The sequence below is a fragment of the Ekhidna lutea genome, from assembly GCF_900188325.1.
GTDB lineage: Bacteria > Bacteroidota > Bacteroidia > Cytophagales > Cyclobacteriaceae > Ekhidna > Ekhidna lutea.
Map to the genome: position 1 here is coordinate 557,260 of NZ_FZPD01000005.1, position 16,561 is coordinate 573,820.

Annotated in this window: 13 protein-coding genes; 7 read left to right on the plus strand and 6 right to left on the minus strand. The window is 41.0% G+C overall.

All coding sequences use genetic code 11. The features are described from left to right. Window positions 1-328 precede the first annotated feature (328 nt). Genes thrA through thrC form a run of 3 tightly spaced genes read left to right on the plus strand, consistent with a single transcriptional unit; the run spans window position 329 to window position 4,957 of the window. Window positions 329-2,758, plus strand: coding sequence for a bifunctional aspartate kinase/homoserine dehydrogenase I (gene thrA, locus CHB71_RS16485; protein WP_089358081.1), 2,430 nt, complete (start codon window positions 329-331; stop codon window positions 2,756-2,758). A 1-nt stretch (window position 2,759) separates the two neighbouring features. Further along, window positions 2,760-3,683, plus strand: a complete 924-nt coding sequence (locus CHB71_RS16490) for a homoserine kinase (RefSeq protein ID WP_179213454.1) — start codon at window positions 2,760-2,762, stop codon at window positions 3,681-3,683. Between the two features lie 2 nt (window positions 3,684-3,685). Beyond that, on the plus strand, window positions 3,686-4,957 hold the full coding sequence (gene thrC / locus CHB71_RS16495; RefSeq protein ID WP_089358036.1) for a threonine synthase: 1,272 nt from the start codon (window positions 3,686-3,688) through the stop codon (window positions 4,955-4,957). Window positions 4,958-5,014: 57 nt separating this feature from the next. Here thrC and CHB71_RS16500 read toward each other — a convergent pair whose 3' ends face one another. After that, a complete protein-coding gene (locus CHB71_RS16500) occupies window positions 5,015-5,809 on the minus strand; it encodes a hypothetical protein (RefSeq protein WP_089358037.1) in 795 nt (264 codons plus the stop codon). A 786-nt stretch (window positions 5,810-6,595) separates the two neighbouring features. On the opposite strand from CHB71_RS16500, the gene CHB71_RS16510 reads away from it, so the two are divergent. Together CHB71_RS16510 and CHB71_RS16515 are read left to right on the plus strand one after the other, a co-directional pair. Then, entirely contained in the window at window positions 6,596-6,904 is a 309-nt protein-coding gene (locus CHB71_RS16510; RefSeq protein WP_144017461.1) for a hypothetical protein, read from the plus strand. Window positions 6,905-7,423: 519 nt separating this feature from the next. Then, window positions 7,424-7,855, plus strand: coding sequence for a hypothetical protein (locus CHB71_RS16515; RefSeq protein WP_144017462.1), 432 nt, complete (start codon window positions 7,424-7,426; stop codon window positions 7,853-7,855). A 129-nt stretch (window positions 7,856-7,984) separates the two neighbouring features. On the opposite strand, the gene CHB71_RS16520 is transcribed toward CHB71_RS16515, so the two are convergent. The 3 genes from CHB71_RS16520 to CHB71_RS16530 form a co-directional block, all read right to left on the minus strand. Then, window positions 7,985-8,662: a hypothetical protein gene (locus CHB71_RS16520; protein WP_144017463.1), complete on the minus strand. Its 678-nt coding sequence runs from the start codon at window positions 8,660-8,662 to the stop codon at window positions 7,985-7,987. Between the two features lie 166 nt (window positions 8,663-8,828). Continuing rightward, complete coding sequence (gene groL / locus CHB71_RS16525; RefSeq protein WP_089358042.1) at window positions 8,829-10,466, minus strand: chaperonin GroEL; 1,638 nt, start codon at window positions 10,464-10,466, stop codon at window positions 8,829-8,831. A 31-nt stretch (window positions 10,467-10,497) separates the two neighbouring features. After that, window positions 10,498-10,776 carry a co-chaperone GroES gene (locus CHB71_RS16530; RefSeq protein WP_089358043.1) on the minus strand — a complete coding sequence of 93 codons (279 nt, stop codon included), beginning with the start codon at window positions 10,774-10,776 and terminating at the stop codon, window positions 10,498-10,500. 199 nt (window positions 10,777-10,975) lie between these two features. Here CHB71_RS16530 and CHB71_RS16535 point away from each other — a divergent pair, with 199 nt between their 5' ends. Together CHB71_RS16535 and CHB71_RS16540 are read left to right on the plus strand one after the other, a co-directional pair. Further along, window positions 10,976-11,689 (plus strand): hypothetical protein, encoded by a 714-nt coding sequence (locus CHB71_RS16535; protein ID WP_089358044.1) that lies wholly within the window; start codon window positions 10,976-10,978, stop codon window positions 11,687-11,689. Window positions 11,690-11,764: 75 nt separating this feature from the next. Then, a complete protein-coding gene (locus tag CHB71_RS16540; RefSeq protein WP_144017464.1) occupies window positions 11,765-15,004 on the plus strand; it encodes a CHAT domain-containing protein in 3,240 nt (1,079 codons plus the stop codon). Between the two features lie 13 nt (window positions 15,005-15,017). Here the strand turns inward: CHB71_RS16540 and CHB71_RS16545 are convergent, their stop codons facing one another. Both CHB71_RS16545 and CHB71_RS16550 read right to left on the minus strand, forming a co-directional pair. Continuing rightward, window positions 15,018-15,740 (minus strand): tetratricopeptide repeat protein, encoded by a 723-nt coding sequence (locus tag CHB71_RS16545; RefSeq protein ID WP_144017465.1) that lies wholly within the window; start codon window positions 15,738-15,740, stop codon window positions 15,018-15,020. Between the two features lie 4 nt (window positions 15,741-15,744). Then, window positions 15,745-16,293, minus strand: coding sequence for an RNA polymerase sigma factor (locus tag CHB71_RS16550; protein WP_089358047.1), 549 nt, complete (start codon window positions 16,291-16,293; stop codon window positions 15,745-15,747). Between the last annotated feature and the right edge of the window lie 268 nt (window positions 16,294-16,561).

The window sequence follows — 16,561 nt, forward strand, 5'->3', positions numbered from 1 at the left end:
AAAAAATAAAACTAAGGCAGATTCAACCATTGTGTTGATCTAAAAACCAGCCCAAGGGGCTGGTTTTTTTGTTTAATAATAAATTTAGGATGGGCACACAGGCTGAGATTACAAAATGAATATGCAATATTCACCTGGATTATTTTGATTATCCAATTACAACATTACATTTGGCATCAAATGAAAACGATTACAACAACTATTATTTCTAGAACGACAGGTACCACCGAGTATCCCTGTCACAAGGAATGGTAGTTGCTGAAGTATAAAAACTGTATCCAAAAGCGCCATTCTAGATTAGAATGGCGCTTTTTTTATGTCTGAGCTTATGAAAGTATTAAAATTTGGTGGTACTTCCCTGAAGAATAAGGAAGCAATCAAGCAGGTAGTTGAGATTGTTGCTTCATCAGACTCAGCAGTCTGTATGGTTGTTTCAGCTACCGGACATACCACGGATGAACTTCAGCAGGTTGCAGATGCTGCCAAAAAAGGCGATGAGAGCTATCTAAGATTACTTGAAAAGGTGGAGAAAAGGCACAAAAGCCTTTATGAGGCATTAACCGGTTCCAAAGAATCGGCTGATCTTTTGTCGTGCTTTTCTCAACTCAAGCGAGTTTGTGAGGGAGTGTATCTTCTTAAAGAACTCACCGCGAAAAGTCTGGACTTCATATTGGGAACGGGAGAAGTCGCTTCTTCCATTGTTGTGGCTGATTTTTTCAGCACGCAAGGGCTTGATGTGATTCGGTTTGATACAAGGGAATTGATTGTCACGGATCAGCGATTTGGTGGGGCTAATGTAGATTTTGATAAAACATCAGTACAATTTCAAAATCGAAGAGAGCATTTTAAACAGGTTAATGTCTTTCCCGGCTTTATTGCTTCTACAGATACCGGTGAAACCACAACGCTTGGTAGAGGAGGGTCGGATTATACCGCATCAATTATTGCTTCCATTCTAAATGCTGATTCACTTGAAATTTGGACCGATGTGGATGGGATCATGACTGCTGACCCTAATAGAGTGAAGCGATCACACACACTGGAGCAGGTATCCTATGACGAGGCACTCGAGCTTTCCTACTTTGGTGCTAAAGTAATCTACCCGCAAAGTATAGATCCGGTCTTGAAAGCGTCCATCCCGGTTTGGGTTAAAAACACGTTTCACCCTGAAAGAGCCGGAACACTGATCTCTAATGAAAATACAGACCAGCATCTCATTAAAGGGATTTCGAGTATTGATGAAGTGACAATTCTGTCAGTTAGCGGGAATACGCTGCGAAATGATAGTGCCTTTTTCCCACGCATATTCAGTGTACTGGCAAGGGAGGAAATACCCATTGTCTTTATGACTCACAGTAATGCAGGTCTAACGGTCACCATCGGGTTTACTCCGGATGATGCACAATTAGCATTGCAGACATTGAAAAGCGAATTTGCTGGCTCAGATGAGACGCATGTCATCAACTCTATCATAGTAGAGGATGGTTATTCGCTACTTGCACTTGTGGGGTCCAATATGAAAGATCAGATAGGTGTGAGCGGCAACATGTTTAATGTGCTGGGAAGAAATGGCATAAGCATTAAAGCAATCTCACAAGGCTCATCAGAGCGGAATATTTCTGCAATCATTCCCAACTCAGATTTGGATAAAGCATTAAACGTTTTGCATGAAGGGTTTTTCCTTTCGTTGACCAAGCGGATTAACTTATTCATCATTGGTACTGGAAATGTAGGTAAGGCTTTTCTCGGACAATTGAAGAAACAGTTTAGTTTTTTGAAGGAGCATCATCATTTGAATATTAAAGTGATTGGTGTAGCAAACTCAAGGCAAATGGCTTTTGAAAAGGATGGGATTCCATTGTCGAAATGGGAAGAACATCTTAATAAAGGAGAGCCATTTGATAAAGAATCATTCGTTCAGCAAATGACTGAACTGAACTTCCGAAATTCGGTATTCATTGATATTACGGCTTCTGCAGATATTTCATCCATGTATAAAGAAGTTTTGGAACAAAGTATATCTGTGGTAACACCCAATAAAATTGCTGCTACCAGATCTTATGAAGAGTACCTGGAATTGAAAGCGGTAGCAAAGAAATATAAGAGCCAGTTTTACATTGAAACAAATGTGTGTGCAGGTCTTCCTGTGTTGTCAACACTACATGACCTGGTGAGAAGTGGCGATCAGGTCATTAAACTCAAGGCTGTACTTTCCGGGACCTTGAATTTTCTTTTTAATGAATACGACACAAAACAACCATTCGCTGATGTAATCAGAAAAGCAAAGGATATGGGCTATACAGAACCGGATCCGAGGCTGGACATTTCAGGAGAAGATGTGATGCGAAAGCTGCTTATCTTGATTCGGGAAAGTGGCTACCCGATGGAAGCATCTCAAATAGCATTAACTTCCTTTTTACCTGACAGCTGTCAGCAAAGTACGGATCTGAATGATTTTTATAATAAAATTGAATCAGCAGAATCGTATTTCAAGGAACTGTATGAGCGGTCTATGTCGAATGGCACACGGTTGAAGGTAGTAGCATCCTATGAAAATGGAAAGGGTAAAGTAAGTCTGGAGGAAGTGCCTGATTCTCATCCATTTTATCACCTGGAGGGAAAAGACAATGTAGTGCTTTTTTATACGCAGCGATATTCAGAACAGCCATTAGTCATTAAAGGAGCGGGGGCAGGAGCAGAGGTTACTGCTTCAGGGATATTTGCGGATGTATTACGTATTGCTCAATCGGATAATTAATATGGAAAGCGTTAAAATACATGCTCCGGCCACAGTCGCAAACGTAGGATGCGGTTATGATACCATTGGATTTGCATTGGATGGGGTGTATGAAGAAATAGCCGTTTCTAAAAGAAAGGATAATCAATTGGTGATCCAGTCTATAGAGGGAGCCGATTTATCTCTTGATCCTGAACAAAATGTGGCTACCATAGCTGCTAAAGCTTTATTGGATCATATTGGTATAAATACAGGCTTTGATTTTCAGATTAAAAAATTCTTTAAACCCGGAAGCGGCTTAGGATCCAGTGCTTCAAGTGCAGCAGGTGCGGTGTATGCGGTGAATCAATTGCTACCCAACCCATTGAAGACCTCCGAATTATTGCCGTTTGCACTGGAAGGCGAGGCGTTTGCATCCAAAAGCTATCATGCAGATAACGTTGCTCCTTCCTTGATAGGGGGATTTATTGTTATACGGAGTTATGATCCACTGGACTACTTCAAATTACCTGTTGCTGCTGATCTAAAAGTATTGATCGTTCGTCCGTCGGTTGAGATTAAGACTTCAGATGCCAAAGGGATCGTGCCAAAAACATTGGATATTGTCACGGCACGAAACCAATGGGGAAACTTAGCTAGTTTGGTTCATGCAATTCATAATAAGGATTGGGATCGACTTAAGTCGTCCATTGAAGATTTTGTGGCCGAACCCGTCAGGAAGTCTTTGATACCGGGTTATGATGAAATTAGGACAATTGCTTTTGATCATGAAAGTGTAGGTTTCAATATCTCCGGCTCAGGCCCCAGTATGTTTTCACTCTTTACATCGAGTGAAGATCTGGAAAAGGCAAAAGAAGAAATTAATAAGCTTTACAAGCAGAAGGGAATTTCTTGCGATTTTTTTACAAGTAGCATGAGTGATGTCGGCTGTCAAATAATTGATTGATAATGAAATTTAAAAGCACAACAGGACAAGGACCTGAAGTCTCTTTCAGGGAGGCCGTTTTGAATAACCTACCAAATGATGGAGGACTTTATTTTCCGAAAGAAATCCGTCAATTGGAGAAGGGATTCATCAAGGAGATTCCTAAGATGCATCTTTCAGAAATCGCTTTTGAGGTGCTTTCCAAATTTTGCACTGCAGATATTCGTACAGATGAGCTAGAGGAAATCACCGAAAGAGTCTTCGATTTTCCAATTCCTCTGGTACAGGTGAACAACAAAACTCATTGTCTGGAATTGTTTCATGGACCAACCTTTGCCTTCAAGGACATTGGAGCGAAGTTTCTTGCCGAGTGCCTTGCTCACTTCAATGCAGGTGAGAATAAAGAAACGACCGTTTTGGTAGCTACATCAGGAGATACAGGCGGGGCAGTGGCTAATGGCTTTCTTGGAGTGGAAGGTGTGAGGGTTGTTATTCTTTACCCGAAAGGAAAAGTGAGCGAACTCCAGGAGAAACAGCTAACAACGCTGGGACAGAATATTACGGCCCTTGAGATTGAGGGTACATTTGATGACTGCCAAAACCTGGTCAAGCAGGCATTTGCAGATGAGCAGCTAAATAAAAAGCTCCATTTATCTTCTGCTAATTCCATCAACATTGCCCGGTGGTTGCCTCAGTCATTGTTTTTTTATGTACCGCTTCAGCAAGGCTTTGAAGATGTGACGATTGCTGTTCCTAGCGGCAACTACGGAAATCTGACCTCTGGTGTGCTGGCAATGAAAATGGGTGTGCCGATTAAGCAATTTGTTGCGGCGAGCAATGCAAATGATGTGGTGCCCAGGTATTTGCAGTCGGGGAATTATGAGCCAGAAGATACCATTCAGACCATTGCGAATGCCATGGATGTTTCAGATCCCAGCAACTTCAAACGATTGCTTTCTTTGTTTGATAGGAGTTATCAGGACATAAAAAACCATCTGAAACCATTTACATTGGATGACGATGCGATCAAGCAAACGATTCGTGAATGCCATCAAGCAAACGAATACCTGTTAGATCCGCATGGTGCGATTGCTTATGCAGCACTGCATAATGCGGATGAAGAAGGAATATTCCTGGGGACGGCTCACTATTGCAAATTCCTTCCAACCTTGAAGGAAGCCTTAAGGGAGGAGGTACCCATTCCAGACTTTGCAAAAGACCTGATGACACGCAAAAAACAATCAACGCGAATGAAGGCAGACTATGCCTTGTTTAAAGAGTTTTTGAATAGCTAGGACATAAAAAACCCTCCCAAATGGGAGGGTTTTTTATGTCCTAGCTGACTGATCTTACTATGAAGGGCAGTCAGTATCATTAAGTGTTTTGTCCCAGCAGTGATAGGCTGTGTCTTCAAAATGTGCCTCACTTTTTACTCTACCTTCACCTGAAGGTTTGTTCCAATCAACTTCGATGGTATTTGAAGCGTTGGTATCTACAATTACTACACTTCTGTTAAAGTCTGCATTCGCATCTGCAGTATAGGTGATGCTACTCTCAAAGAAATTTCCTTCTTTTTCCACATTAAATGTAGAAGTAGCAACTCCTGTTGCCTCATTATCACTCCAGTTTACCGACAACCACGCCGAAGGATTGTCCGGACTTTCATATAGCGTCCATGATCCTGCATCAGCATTAAGGTTTGATTCGCCTTCAAACCACACGAAATCTTCGAATGATCCTGCTAGAGAGATGTATCCGGTCCAGTCTACGTTTGTGCCATCTACATCCGCTGTTAATCTCACTGCATAAGATCCCTTATTAGGAACGCTGATATCGTACTCCCACACCCAAAGGTTTGTTTCTGTATTGTAAGTAGCATCCTGTTTCAGTCCAATCTTAAAAGCTGTAACAGGAACGGCCAGGTTTGAATACAAAATAGCTGAATATATTCCTACACTTGTTGCAGCATATGCCCAATTGTTTACCGTCTCAGCTCTTGCTCCATCATCTTCAAAATTTTCGAAGTTTGGTGCCATACTGGACTCAGGTGGCATATTCGGTTGGGGGTCCTGAGCAGCCTGGTCATCATCTGAACAGGACCATAATAATGTCATCGGTATTAATGCAATTGCTAGTATCTTTTTCATTTTGATTTATTTTTTGGTTCGCCAGTTATACTTCAAGCGCTGTGCCAATCATAAAAATTCTATCCTTTTGCTTAAAAACGCATTTATATAGGTTTCATTTTCTCAAAATGAAAAAGCGCCATTCATAAACGAGAATCTAGCTTAGAACAATATTCAGAACCTGAACAGATCGAACGGATTGTCATCCAAGAACCAAGACGACTGCCCTGAAATCATAGCCACCAACTGATAAGTTAGCGCTACCACTCAATGAGTGACAGCTACCACCGAAAAACGACAGCTACCATGTTAGTAATGGCAGCTACCACTAAAAATTCACAGCTACGGCATGAGAGATCACAGCTACCATAAGAAAATTGCAGCTACCAACGAATGAATCACAGCTACCAGGAAAAAATTGCAGCTACCATAAAATGAATGACAGCTACGGGGTATGGATGGAGCACGGAAGTAACTTCCGCGCTATTGGATAGCTGAGGCTCCTAATGCTCTATATTAAAACGTTATTCCGGCCTTGTGCCGGAATCTTCAAGGCTTGGTTTCGACATCTTAAACCCCCTCAGAGTCACCCCAGGGAAGGGGAGTGGGATAGCGGACTCTGAGGAATACAGGTAGCAGTATATTTGATCATGCCTACCCATCGAATACACGAAGAGAAAGAGACCTTCTATTTCACCACATTTACCTGTTACAAATGGCTTCCATTGCTGGAGCAGGCCGAGATTCATACGTATTAACTGGATAAATCAATTATCAAGCCGTAGACTCGTCACTTGTGGTTATGTCATGATGCCTAATCATTTACATCTGCTTGTATATGTTCAGAAGGACTGCAAAGGACTTAACAGTGTACTTGGAGAGGGTAAACGATTTATGGCTTATGAAATTATTTCAAGACTGAAAGACAAAAATGAAAAATCAATTTTGGCACAACTGGCTAAAGGTGTTCAGGTAAATGAACGTTCAAAAGGGAAGAAGCATCAGGTATTTCGTTTGTCCTTTGATGCGAAAGCAGTTGTCGGGGATGAAAGCATCAACAAAGTGCTGGACTATATGCATCATAACCACTGTGAGTGGCAAGTGGAATCTAGTTGAAGATTACACAAAGTATGCTTATTCAAGTGCAGGGTTTTATGAAAGAGAAGAAGAAGGAATTGTTAAAGTTGAAGATTTTCGAGCAATGATCTCAGAGTCCTCTACGAGTGACTCTGAGGGGTAATACATCCATGCTAATCCGGTTGAAGCAGAAATTGTAGATAATGAGGAAGATTACTTATACAGTTCCGCACGAGATTATGGTGGCATCAAAGGATTGATCGATGTAGAGTTTTTAGATTGAGGCACGTGTTACAAACGCGCACCAGCGTTGATTGAAGATTCCACCCCCTCAGAGTCACCCCAGGGAAGGGGAGTGGGATAGCGGACTCTGAGGAATACAGGTAGCAGTATATTTGATCATGCCCACACATCGAATACACGAAGAGAAAGAGACCTTCTATTTCACCACATTTACCTGTTACAAATGGCTTCCATTGCTGGAGCAGGCCGAGATTCATACGTATTAACTGGATAAATCAATTATCAAGCCGTGGACTCGTCACTTGTGGTTATGTTATGATGCCTAATCATTTACATCTGCTTGTATATGTTCAGAAGGACTGCAAAGGACTTAACAGTGTACTTGGAGAGGGTAAACGATTTATGGCTTATGAAATTATTTCAAGACTGATAGACAAAAATGAAAAATCAATTTTGGCACAACTGGCTAAAGGTGTTCAGGTAAATGAACGTTCAAAAGGGAAGAAGCATCAGGTATTTCGTTTGTCCTTTGATGCGAAAGCAGTTGTCGGGGATGAAAGCATCAACAAAGTGCTGGACTATATGCATCATAACCTTGTGAGTGGCAAGTGGGATCTAGTTGAAGATTACACAAAGTATGCTTATTCAAGTGCAGGGTTTTATAAAAGAGAAGAAGAAGGAATTGTTAAAGTTGAAGATTTTCGAGCAATGATCTCAGAGTCCTCTACGAGTGACTCTGAGGGGTAGGAACTCCCACGAGCTGAAGTATGTAGAAAGCACTACAATTATTTGGCGACAGATAAGCGGGATGTTCTGCAGGCACTTGGCATACAGCTAAGTAAGGCCATGTGCTATATCGTTTGTTAGAGCCTTTTATTACATCAAATATGAGAGGCCAAATCGCACCACATATGAAAATGGGAGAAGATCAGAATCTGTTCTATCAACCCACTTTTGTTGTTCTTGGGGTATTTGACCAATGTAGACAGTCGATTCATAGCTATGAAAGTCAAGAAGCCCAAGCTTAGTGTTCAGGTCAAGTCCGATTCTAGATGTTACTTTATAAGTTATCCGAGGAACAAAATTTATAGTTGCTCCAAGGTATTCATCTTTGATTGGAATCTGTTGACGCTCAACAATTCGTTCAGCTTTAGATTTGTAAATGTTAACACCAATACCGCTGAGTAATTTTAAGCGGTCATTGGTCCAAAGTTCTTTGTAAATCTCATAATGAATCGAAAAATAGAGTAAACTCCTTTTTTCATTTTCCGAAACTCTTGATTCGTGTTGAAATGGTTGACTTTCCGAGGCGTATGATAACTCCATTTCATGATACCAATCTTTATTGTTTTTAATAGATAATGCAATTGATACTCTACTGAAGTTGCTGATTGAGTGTTTAGTTGTTAGGCGTTCTTGTGTCTCGTAGTTGTAAATATTCTCCGCTCGTTGGTAAAAATCAGAGTTGTGATAAGCTTTAATATAATACTTGTTCTGACTAGATAGAGTTGAACAACTGAGAAAAGCTATAAGTAAGACAAATATCTGTTTCATTAGCACTAATAGGCTCTAACATTAATGTAACACGCATATGCGTGATATCCACCTTTCAAATATACCTGTTTCATTCATTTCAAGCCACAAAAAAAGCCCTCTCCATCCCGATAGCTATCGGGAGAGAAGGCTTTCTATATCTATATCTATTAAGCGCTGATGTTTCTTACATCATTCCGCCCATGCCGCCACCCATTCCGGCTGGCATAGCTGGAGCTGCGCCTTCTTTCTCCGGCTCCTCAGCAACTACACATTCGGTAGTCAATAGGAGAGAAGCGATAGAAGAAGCGTTCTCAAGCGCTAGTCTTGTCACCTTAGTAGGATCAATGATACCCGCTTTGAACATGTTTACATACTCGCCATTTGCAGCGTTGAATCCGTAATCAGCTTTTCCAGCCAATACATCATTCACAACTACAGAAGCTTCTCCACCTGCGTTCTCCACGATCGTTCTCAATGGAGACTGGATCGCCAACTTCACGATAGCAACACCTGTGTTTTGATCTTCATTCTCAAGAGAAAGACTATCCAACGCTTTCATTGCTCTGATAAGGGCAACACCACCACCAGCTACGATACCTTCTTGTACGGCAGCTCTTGTTGCGTGAAGTGCATCATCCACTCGGTCTTTCTTCTCTTTCATTTCTACCTCAGTAGCTGCACCTATGTAAAGGATTGCCACTCCGCCAGAAAGCTTAGCAAGACGCTCTTGTAGCTTCTCTTTATCGTAATCTGAAGTAGTGTTCTCGATTTGCTGCTTGATCTGGTTTACCCGAGCCTCAATATCTTCTTTTTTACCAGCACCATTTACGATGGTAGTGTTGTCTTTATCGATATTGATTTTCTCAGCAGTACCTAAGTAATCAAGTGTAGCGTTCTCTAGTTTGTAGCCTCTTTCTTCAGAGATTACTGTACCACCAGTAAGGATAGCGATATCCTCAAGCATTGCTTTTCTTCGGTCTCCGAAACCTGGAGCTTTCACAGCAGCAATTTTCAGTGATCCTCTGATTTTGTTTACCACAAGTGTAGCAAGCGCTTCACCTTCAACGTCCTCAGCGATGATCAACAATGGCTTACCAGTCTGAGCAGTAGCTTCCAGAACAGGAAGAAGCTCTTTCATGTTAGAAACCTTCTTGTCGTAGATCAGGATGTATGGGTTTTCCAGCTCAGCATCCATCTTGTCTGTGTTAGTCACGAAGTACGGAGAAAGGTATCCTCTGTCAAACTGCATACCTTCTACAGTCTTCACTTCAGTCTCAGTACCTTTTGCTTCTTCTACAGTGATTACACCGTCTTTACCTACTTTGTCCATTGCATCAGCAATCATCTTACCGATTTCAGGATCGTTGTTAGCAGATACTGAAGCTACCTGAGCGATCTCTTCAGAAGTTTTGATGTCTTTAGACTGTGATCTAAGGTTTTCAACTACAGCAGCTACTGCTTTGTCGATACCTCTTTTCAAATCCATTGGGTTTGCACCTGCAGCCACGTTTTTGATTCCGTGTCCGAAGATTGCCTGCGTCAATACAGTTGCAGTAGTGGTACCGTCTCCAGCATCGTCAGCTGTTTTAGAAGCTACTTCTTTCACAAGCTGAGCGCCCATGTTTTCGATTGGTTCCTTAAGCTCGATTTCTTTCGCTACAGAAACACCATCTTTTGTTACAGTAGGTGCACCAAATTTCTTGTCAAGGATTACATTTCGTCCCTTAGGTCCAAGTGTTACTTTAACTGCGTCTGCAAGGATGTCAACACCAGTCTTGATGCTGTCTCTTGCGTCGGTATTAAAGAATATATCTTTTGCCATGATTATTATTGATTTTCAGTTTTGAGATTAATTATACAATTCCGTAGATATCAGCTTCCTTCATGATCAGGAATTCTCTTCCGTCAATGGTGATCTCAGTACCTGAGTATTTACCATAAAGTACCTGGTCGCCGACCTTCACGTTGATAGGTTCGTCTTTCTTACCAGTACCGATAGCGACAATTTCTCCTCGTTGAGGTTTTTCTTTCGCAGTGTCAGGGATAATAATTCCAGACGCTGTTTTTTCTTCGGCCGCAGCAGGTTCTACAAGAACTCTGTCAGCAAGTGGTTTGAAATTTACTTTGGACATGTTTGTAAACGTTTATGTTTAGTTGAATTTCTAGTTTGGTCTGTGGTGTATCATTTTGTGTGCCAAGTCCAATATGACAGCTGTATTCGTAGGTTGTCATGACATTTTTACAGAATCAGACGTCACTTTTGACTAATTCCTCGTTTTAGTCTTGACAAACTGACATTTCAATTTTAATTTTCTTTAAAATGAATGAAGTATGGATAGTTTAAAACATGACTGGCTGACAGAAGGACTGATTGATTACGAATACAAGAAATATATTTTGCTGGCGTATTTGAAAGACGTAGGAAAGCGTTTTAACCAATCGGAATTGTATCCGTTCATGACCGACTTGATTTTTCACTATCGAAACCTGATAAAAGTCCGTGAGAGCAAGAAACTGATGTATGACAGTTTTCCTGAAACATTGACCAAAGCAGACTTTAATAAGCTGCGACTGACCTATGATAAGATCGTCAACGACGATGAAGTCATGCAGCAAATTGAAGAGATCATTTCTTTCGCGATTCCGAAAATGAAAGGTATGTTGGAAGAGGGGAAAGAACTATATGAATTTGTGGAGGAAAACATAAACCTGGAGCCGGTCGGCCTTTCGCCGATCTACTCTGATGAAGGATATCTGTTTATCAACCACGATGCTTCCAGCGATGTGTCTATCTATCGATATCAGATGACACTTTTCGAGCATGCAGAAGAAAAATACAGAAGCATGGCTACAGAGTTTTTGATGAACGAAATGAAGGGGTTAAGTAAGACTTATGAAAACATTAAAGTGGAGCTTACCCGACAATTTACGGAGCTACCAAACCCGGCTACCTACCTGGCAACAACCAAGCTTAAGTTCCCTTTAATTGAAACCGTACTTCCTGTTGCCAAGCGTATGCTTGTCAGAGAGATCTCAGTTTCATAGGGTCCGGGTATTCGAATCGCCTTTTTGATATGGGTTAAATAATAGCTAGCTTCAAATACCCTAAATCTATTTGCTGTGCCTCGAATTCGACACCTTGCCCTGTGGTTGTTTTTTTGTGTTGTATGCACATCAAATCTATATGCTCAAATTCCTGAGGAAAACGACCTACTAAAGCAAGGCGAAGCATTGAATGATGCAGGTTATTATGACAGTGCGGTTCAGGTACTTTTAAGGGCTAAATCAATAAGTGCTCAAGGCGAAGAAAGGTTAATTGATGTCTTCTATGCACTTGGTGAAAGTTATTTAAATCTGGGATTATGCGATAGTGCAGATTATTATATCAGGCTGGGGTTAGATAAAAGCACCGAATCGAGCATTGATCAGGCAAACGGTTTCCATAAGTTGGCGAAAGCAGAGGGTGGCTGTGCGGGCAAGTGGGGTGAGGCTGCTCAGATACTTAAGAAATCAATTGCCATTAAGCAGTCTCATTTTGGTGCGGAGAGTGTGCAAGTGTCCAAGGACTACACGCTGATGGGATATCTTTATCATTTTCATGGAGATTATGATTCGGCGCTGTATTTTCTGGAAAAAGCACTCGTCATAAGAGAGGATAATCCGGATATAGATTCGGTAGAGTTATCAGTCACCTATTATTATCTCGGCAATGTTTTTGAACGGAAAGGTCAATTGAAAAAGGCGCTAAGTTTTAATCAAAAGGCTTTAAAAATTCGGGAGAAGAAGCTTAGGCCAAACCATCCATCCACGTCTAATTGTCTGAATAATGTAGGAAATAATTATAAGGCAATGGGTAATTATGATCGTGCACTCGACTATTACCTGAGGGGATTGGAAATAAGGAAACAAACGCTTGGTCCCGATCACGTAAATGTTGGGGCGAGTTACTATTCAATCGGAACACTTTATGGCAACCTGTTTAATTACCGCAGAGCTATCCATTTTATTGAACAAGGGAATGTAATCGTCAAGAAGCGGTTCGGTGAACAATTGCCCGTGTTGCACACCTATTATGCCTATTTGGGAAGATTATATGCTAAAGCTGGTAATGAAAAAAAGGCTAAGGAGCTACTTGATCGTTCCCAAATGTTGGCAGAAAAGCATCTGAATGCTAATCATCCTTACCTGGCTATTGTCTACAATATCGTTGGACAATATTATGCCGATCGCAATTTGCTTGAACGCCAGAAAGAATATCATCAAAAGGCCCTTGCTATTTACCAATCTGATAATGCTGCTACTATAGCAGAGGCGGATGTTTTGATGAGATTAGGAGAGGCAAACGCAAAATTGAATATGTTTCAGCAAGCCGATATCTACTATAGAGACGCGCTGAAAATCTATAGTGATAAACTTGGGTCGAAGAACCCTAAGGTTGCGACATTATATCAACTGGTTGGTGATCTGAAGAAGGCACAAGGTGAAACGGAAGAGGCCTTGGACTATTATCGGAGTTCCTTAGAAGCCATTTCTTTAAAGAAAGTAAACTACAATGATATTGATATACAATTTTTCACTCATAAACAGGTTGCTTTAAACAGTCTCAATAGAATCGCTTCTACTTATTCAGAGATGGGTGACGATGAGCTTACTATATCGATTCGATACTATGAAAAAGCCATTGATCTGATTGATCTGATCGCATCTGAGTTTCAGCTTGAAGAATCCAGAAACCAGCTTTCCAAAGATACTCGCGCGGTATTTGACGGTGTTGTCGCTGCAGCTTATCAGCTCTATGAAAATAGAAATGATGCAGAGTACAAACACTTACTTTTTGAGGTCATTGAAAAAAGTAAATCTCCTGTTTTGAAAGCCAGAATATATGAAAATGAAGCGAAGCGCTTTGCAGGAGTGCCGGATTCTTTGGTCACTAGAGAGCAGGACATACGTGTTGAAGTTGCTTATTATAGAGAGCAATTGCGGGATGCGATTGCAATGGGTGAGCAGGAAAAAATGGATTTGTTTCAGCAGGAGGTTTTTGATGCGCAAAGTACCTATGAAGCTTTCAAATTGAAGCTTAGGGAGCAGTATCCCAAATACTATGACTATTGGTACACTAATGAAACTTTAACTGCTGAAGACCTGCAGGGATCTTTGGCTGAGGATGAAATGCTAATAACATATTACTGGGGGAAGAATAGCATCTTCATTACAGGAATAAGTCAGCAAACGATTAATCTCGAAAAGATTCCGATTACGGAATACTTGACAAATTCGATCGAAGACTATCACAGGAGTTTGACCGATAATGTTTTCATAGTGGAATCTTCAGTTGAGGCTGATAGTTTGCTGGTTACTTCAGCATATTACCTGTACTCAAAATTGGTTAAGCCTGTTATTCCGAAATCGGAGATTCCGGATAAACTAACAATTATACCGGATGGTCCACTGAGCAGGCTTAGTTTCGGCACATTACTTACTGAATCAGCTGAACCTATAGATGTTCAGTATGAGCAACTGACTTACCTTCTTTCAAATTACGATATTAGCTACGGTTACAATGCAGCATTAACTTATCGATCCTCCGATGGTAACACAGGTCTGAGATTTGGTGGTTTTGCACCTTCCTATAGTCAGATGTTGTATGAGGACATTGATTCATCAAAACATCCAATGACATATGAATTAGTAAGGAATGGGAAGCTACCACTACCTGGTGCAATTGCGGAAGTTCGTGAAATTCAACAATTGATTGGTGGAAAGATCTGGGTAAATGAAGAAGCATCGGAAAGTGTATTTAAGAAAAATGCCAACCAATACAGTATCCTCCATCTCGCAATGCATAGTTTACTGAATCATCAGGAACCTGCGTATTCAGAATTACTATTTAATGCTGAGAATGACACCCTAAACGATGGATACCTAACAATCGATGAGATATACAATTTAGATATAGAGGCCACCATGGTAGTGCTGAGCGCATGCAGCAGCGGGGGTGGATCGATGCAGGTAGGAGAGGGCCCAATTAGTTTTACCCGGGCTTTTAGTTATGCCGGCTGCCCAAGTGTGATTATGAGTATGTGGAAATTACCTGATGCTGCAACCAGTAAGATTATGGTTGAGTTTTATAAAAGAATAAAAGCGGGGGAATCTAAGGACCAGGCACTCCGAAATGCTCAGCTCAGTTATTTGTCGGAGGCTGAAGATCCATTGTACAGGCATCCGTTCTTTTGGGGGAGTTTTGTGGCAATGGGTGATACTGAACCGATAAATGACGAGACAGAAAGGTATTGGATGTGGATTCTACTTGCACTATTGCTCGTGGGACTGGTTTTCGGTTTTCAGAGAAGGTTTGTCTGAAGACTCGTTTATGCTATTTCAATAAATCCAGTATTTCTACAGCTCTTTCCGCTTTGTAGTGATTCGGATTGCCTTTAATTTGTGCAAGTATTGCTTTTGCTTTTTCGGGTTCATCAGTTTGTAAATAGGCAATGGCTAAATACCATCTTGCTTGCTCTTCAAACCTACTGTCTGAGTTTGCTACGCTTTGAAGCTCTGTGATTGCAGACTCATACTCCTCCAGATAAAGATAACTCAGGCCCTTCAGGAAACTCGACTGGGCAGTATGGGTGTTTTGGATGTAATTGAACACCTCGGCATAATTGCCATTATTATAGGTGACAAGTGCATGATCCAGGCTACCCTCACCATCCCGCGAAGTAATAAACATCTCGTATGGTTGACTTAGCTCATAAGCCAATACGTCATTGAGTGTTGGTTGTGTCAGCTGATAAATAGCAAATGTGGAAACAGCCAATACGAGAACGGCAGCCGCGATTTTGATAATTCGCAAGGAAGATCTTTGAGAAGAGTAATCATTGATAAGCTTTTGCTTCTTTTCAAGCGTCTGGCTCAGATAGTCATCCATTTGACTTTCATCAGCATCAAACCTTTCCTTCATATTTAAAATGCCTTGAGCAATACCCCGTGCTACCTCATCTGTTTCAAGTAGATGCTTTACCTCACTCATGGTTTTTGAATCAAGAATCCCATTGAGGTAATCCTCAATCAGCTCGTAATTGTATTTGGTTTTCACTTTGCTATTCATTTAATTTCTTAAATACACTTTTCAGTTTATTTCGTGCTGCTGATTTTCTGTTGGCTACCGTCTTTTCGCTTGAGTCTATGATTTCTGCAATCTCACGGTTGTCATATCCTTGTTGGTGTAGCTGCCATATTTTGTAGTCTTTCTCATCCAGACTTGTCCGTATCAAATGATCGATATTTTCCATTGAAAACCTAATCTCTACATCCGGCAGACGATTTAGCTCTGGTTTATAATTGCTGTTTAGCAATTTTTTTCGCCTCGCAGTTTTTGTAATAAAGGTTATACATTCATTTTTTGCTACCTGAAACAACCACCCTTCAAAATTTTCTATTTCATTGGCTTTTTCATATTGCAATAGTTTGATCAGTACTTCCGAAGCAACATTTTCAGCATGTTCAATATTCCCAATGCGACCGATGCAATAGGCCGTAAGACTCCTATGATAGTGCGTGTAGAGCCTGCCAAAGACAGATTTATCCCCACTCGCAAATCTTCGCCACAAAGATTCCCGATCCTCATCCTTTTTTGCTGATATGTACATATGCTATCCTTTAGACTTATAGCTGCCAAATATTTCCCGATTTCTCTTTAGGCATAAAACTCAGCCTAGATTGGGAAAAATGTTTGGGTTACCAGTCTTTAAGTTAAACAGGATATGAATTGATCACCAATTTAATTTAGCAGTGAGCGGAAAGGAACACTATCGTGGATGAGCAGAGCCCGTCAAAGCAATTAAACCTGTGAATGGTGAACTCACTTAGTAGTTGACGTTACTTAATGGGCATCTAAGGCGGCATTCCATTGGGAAA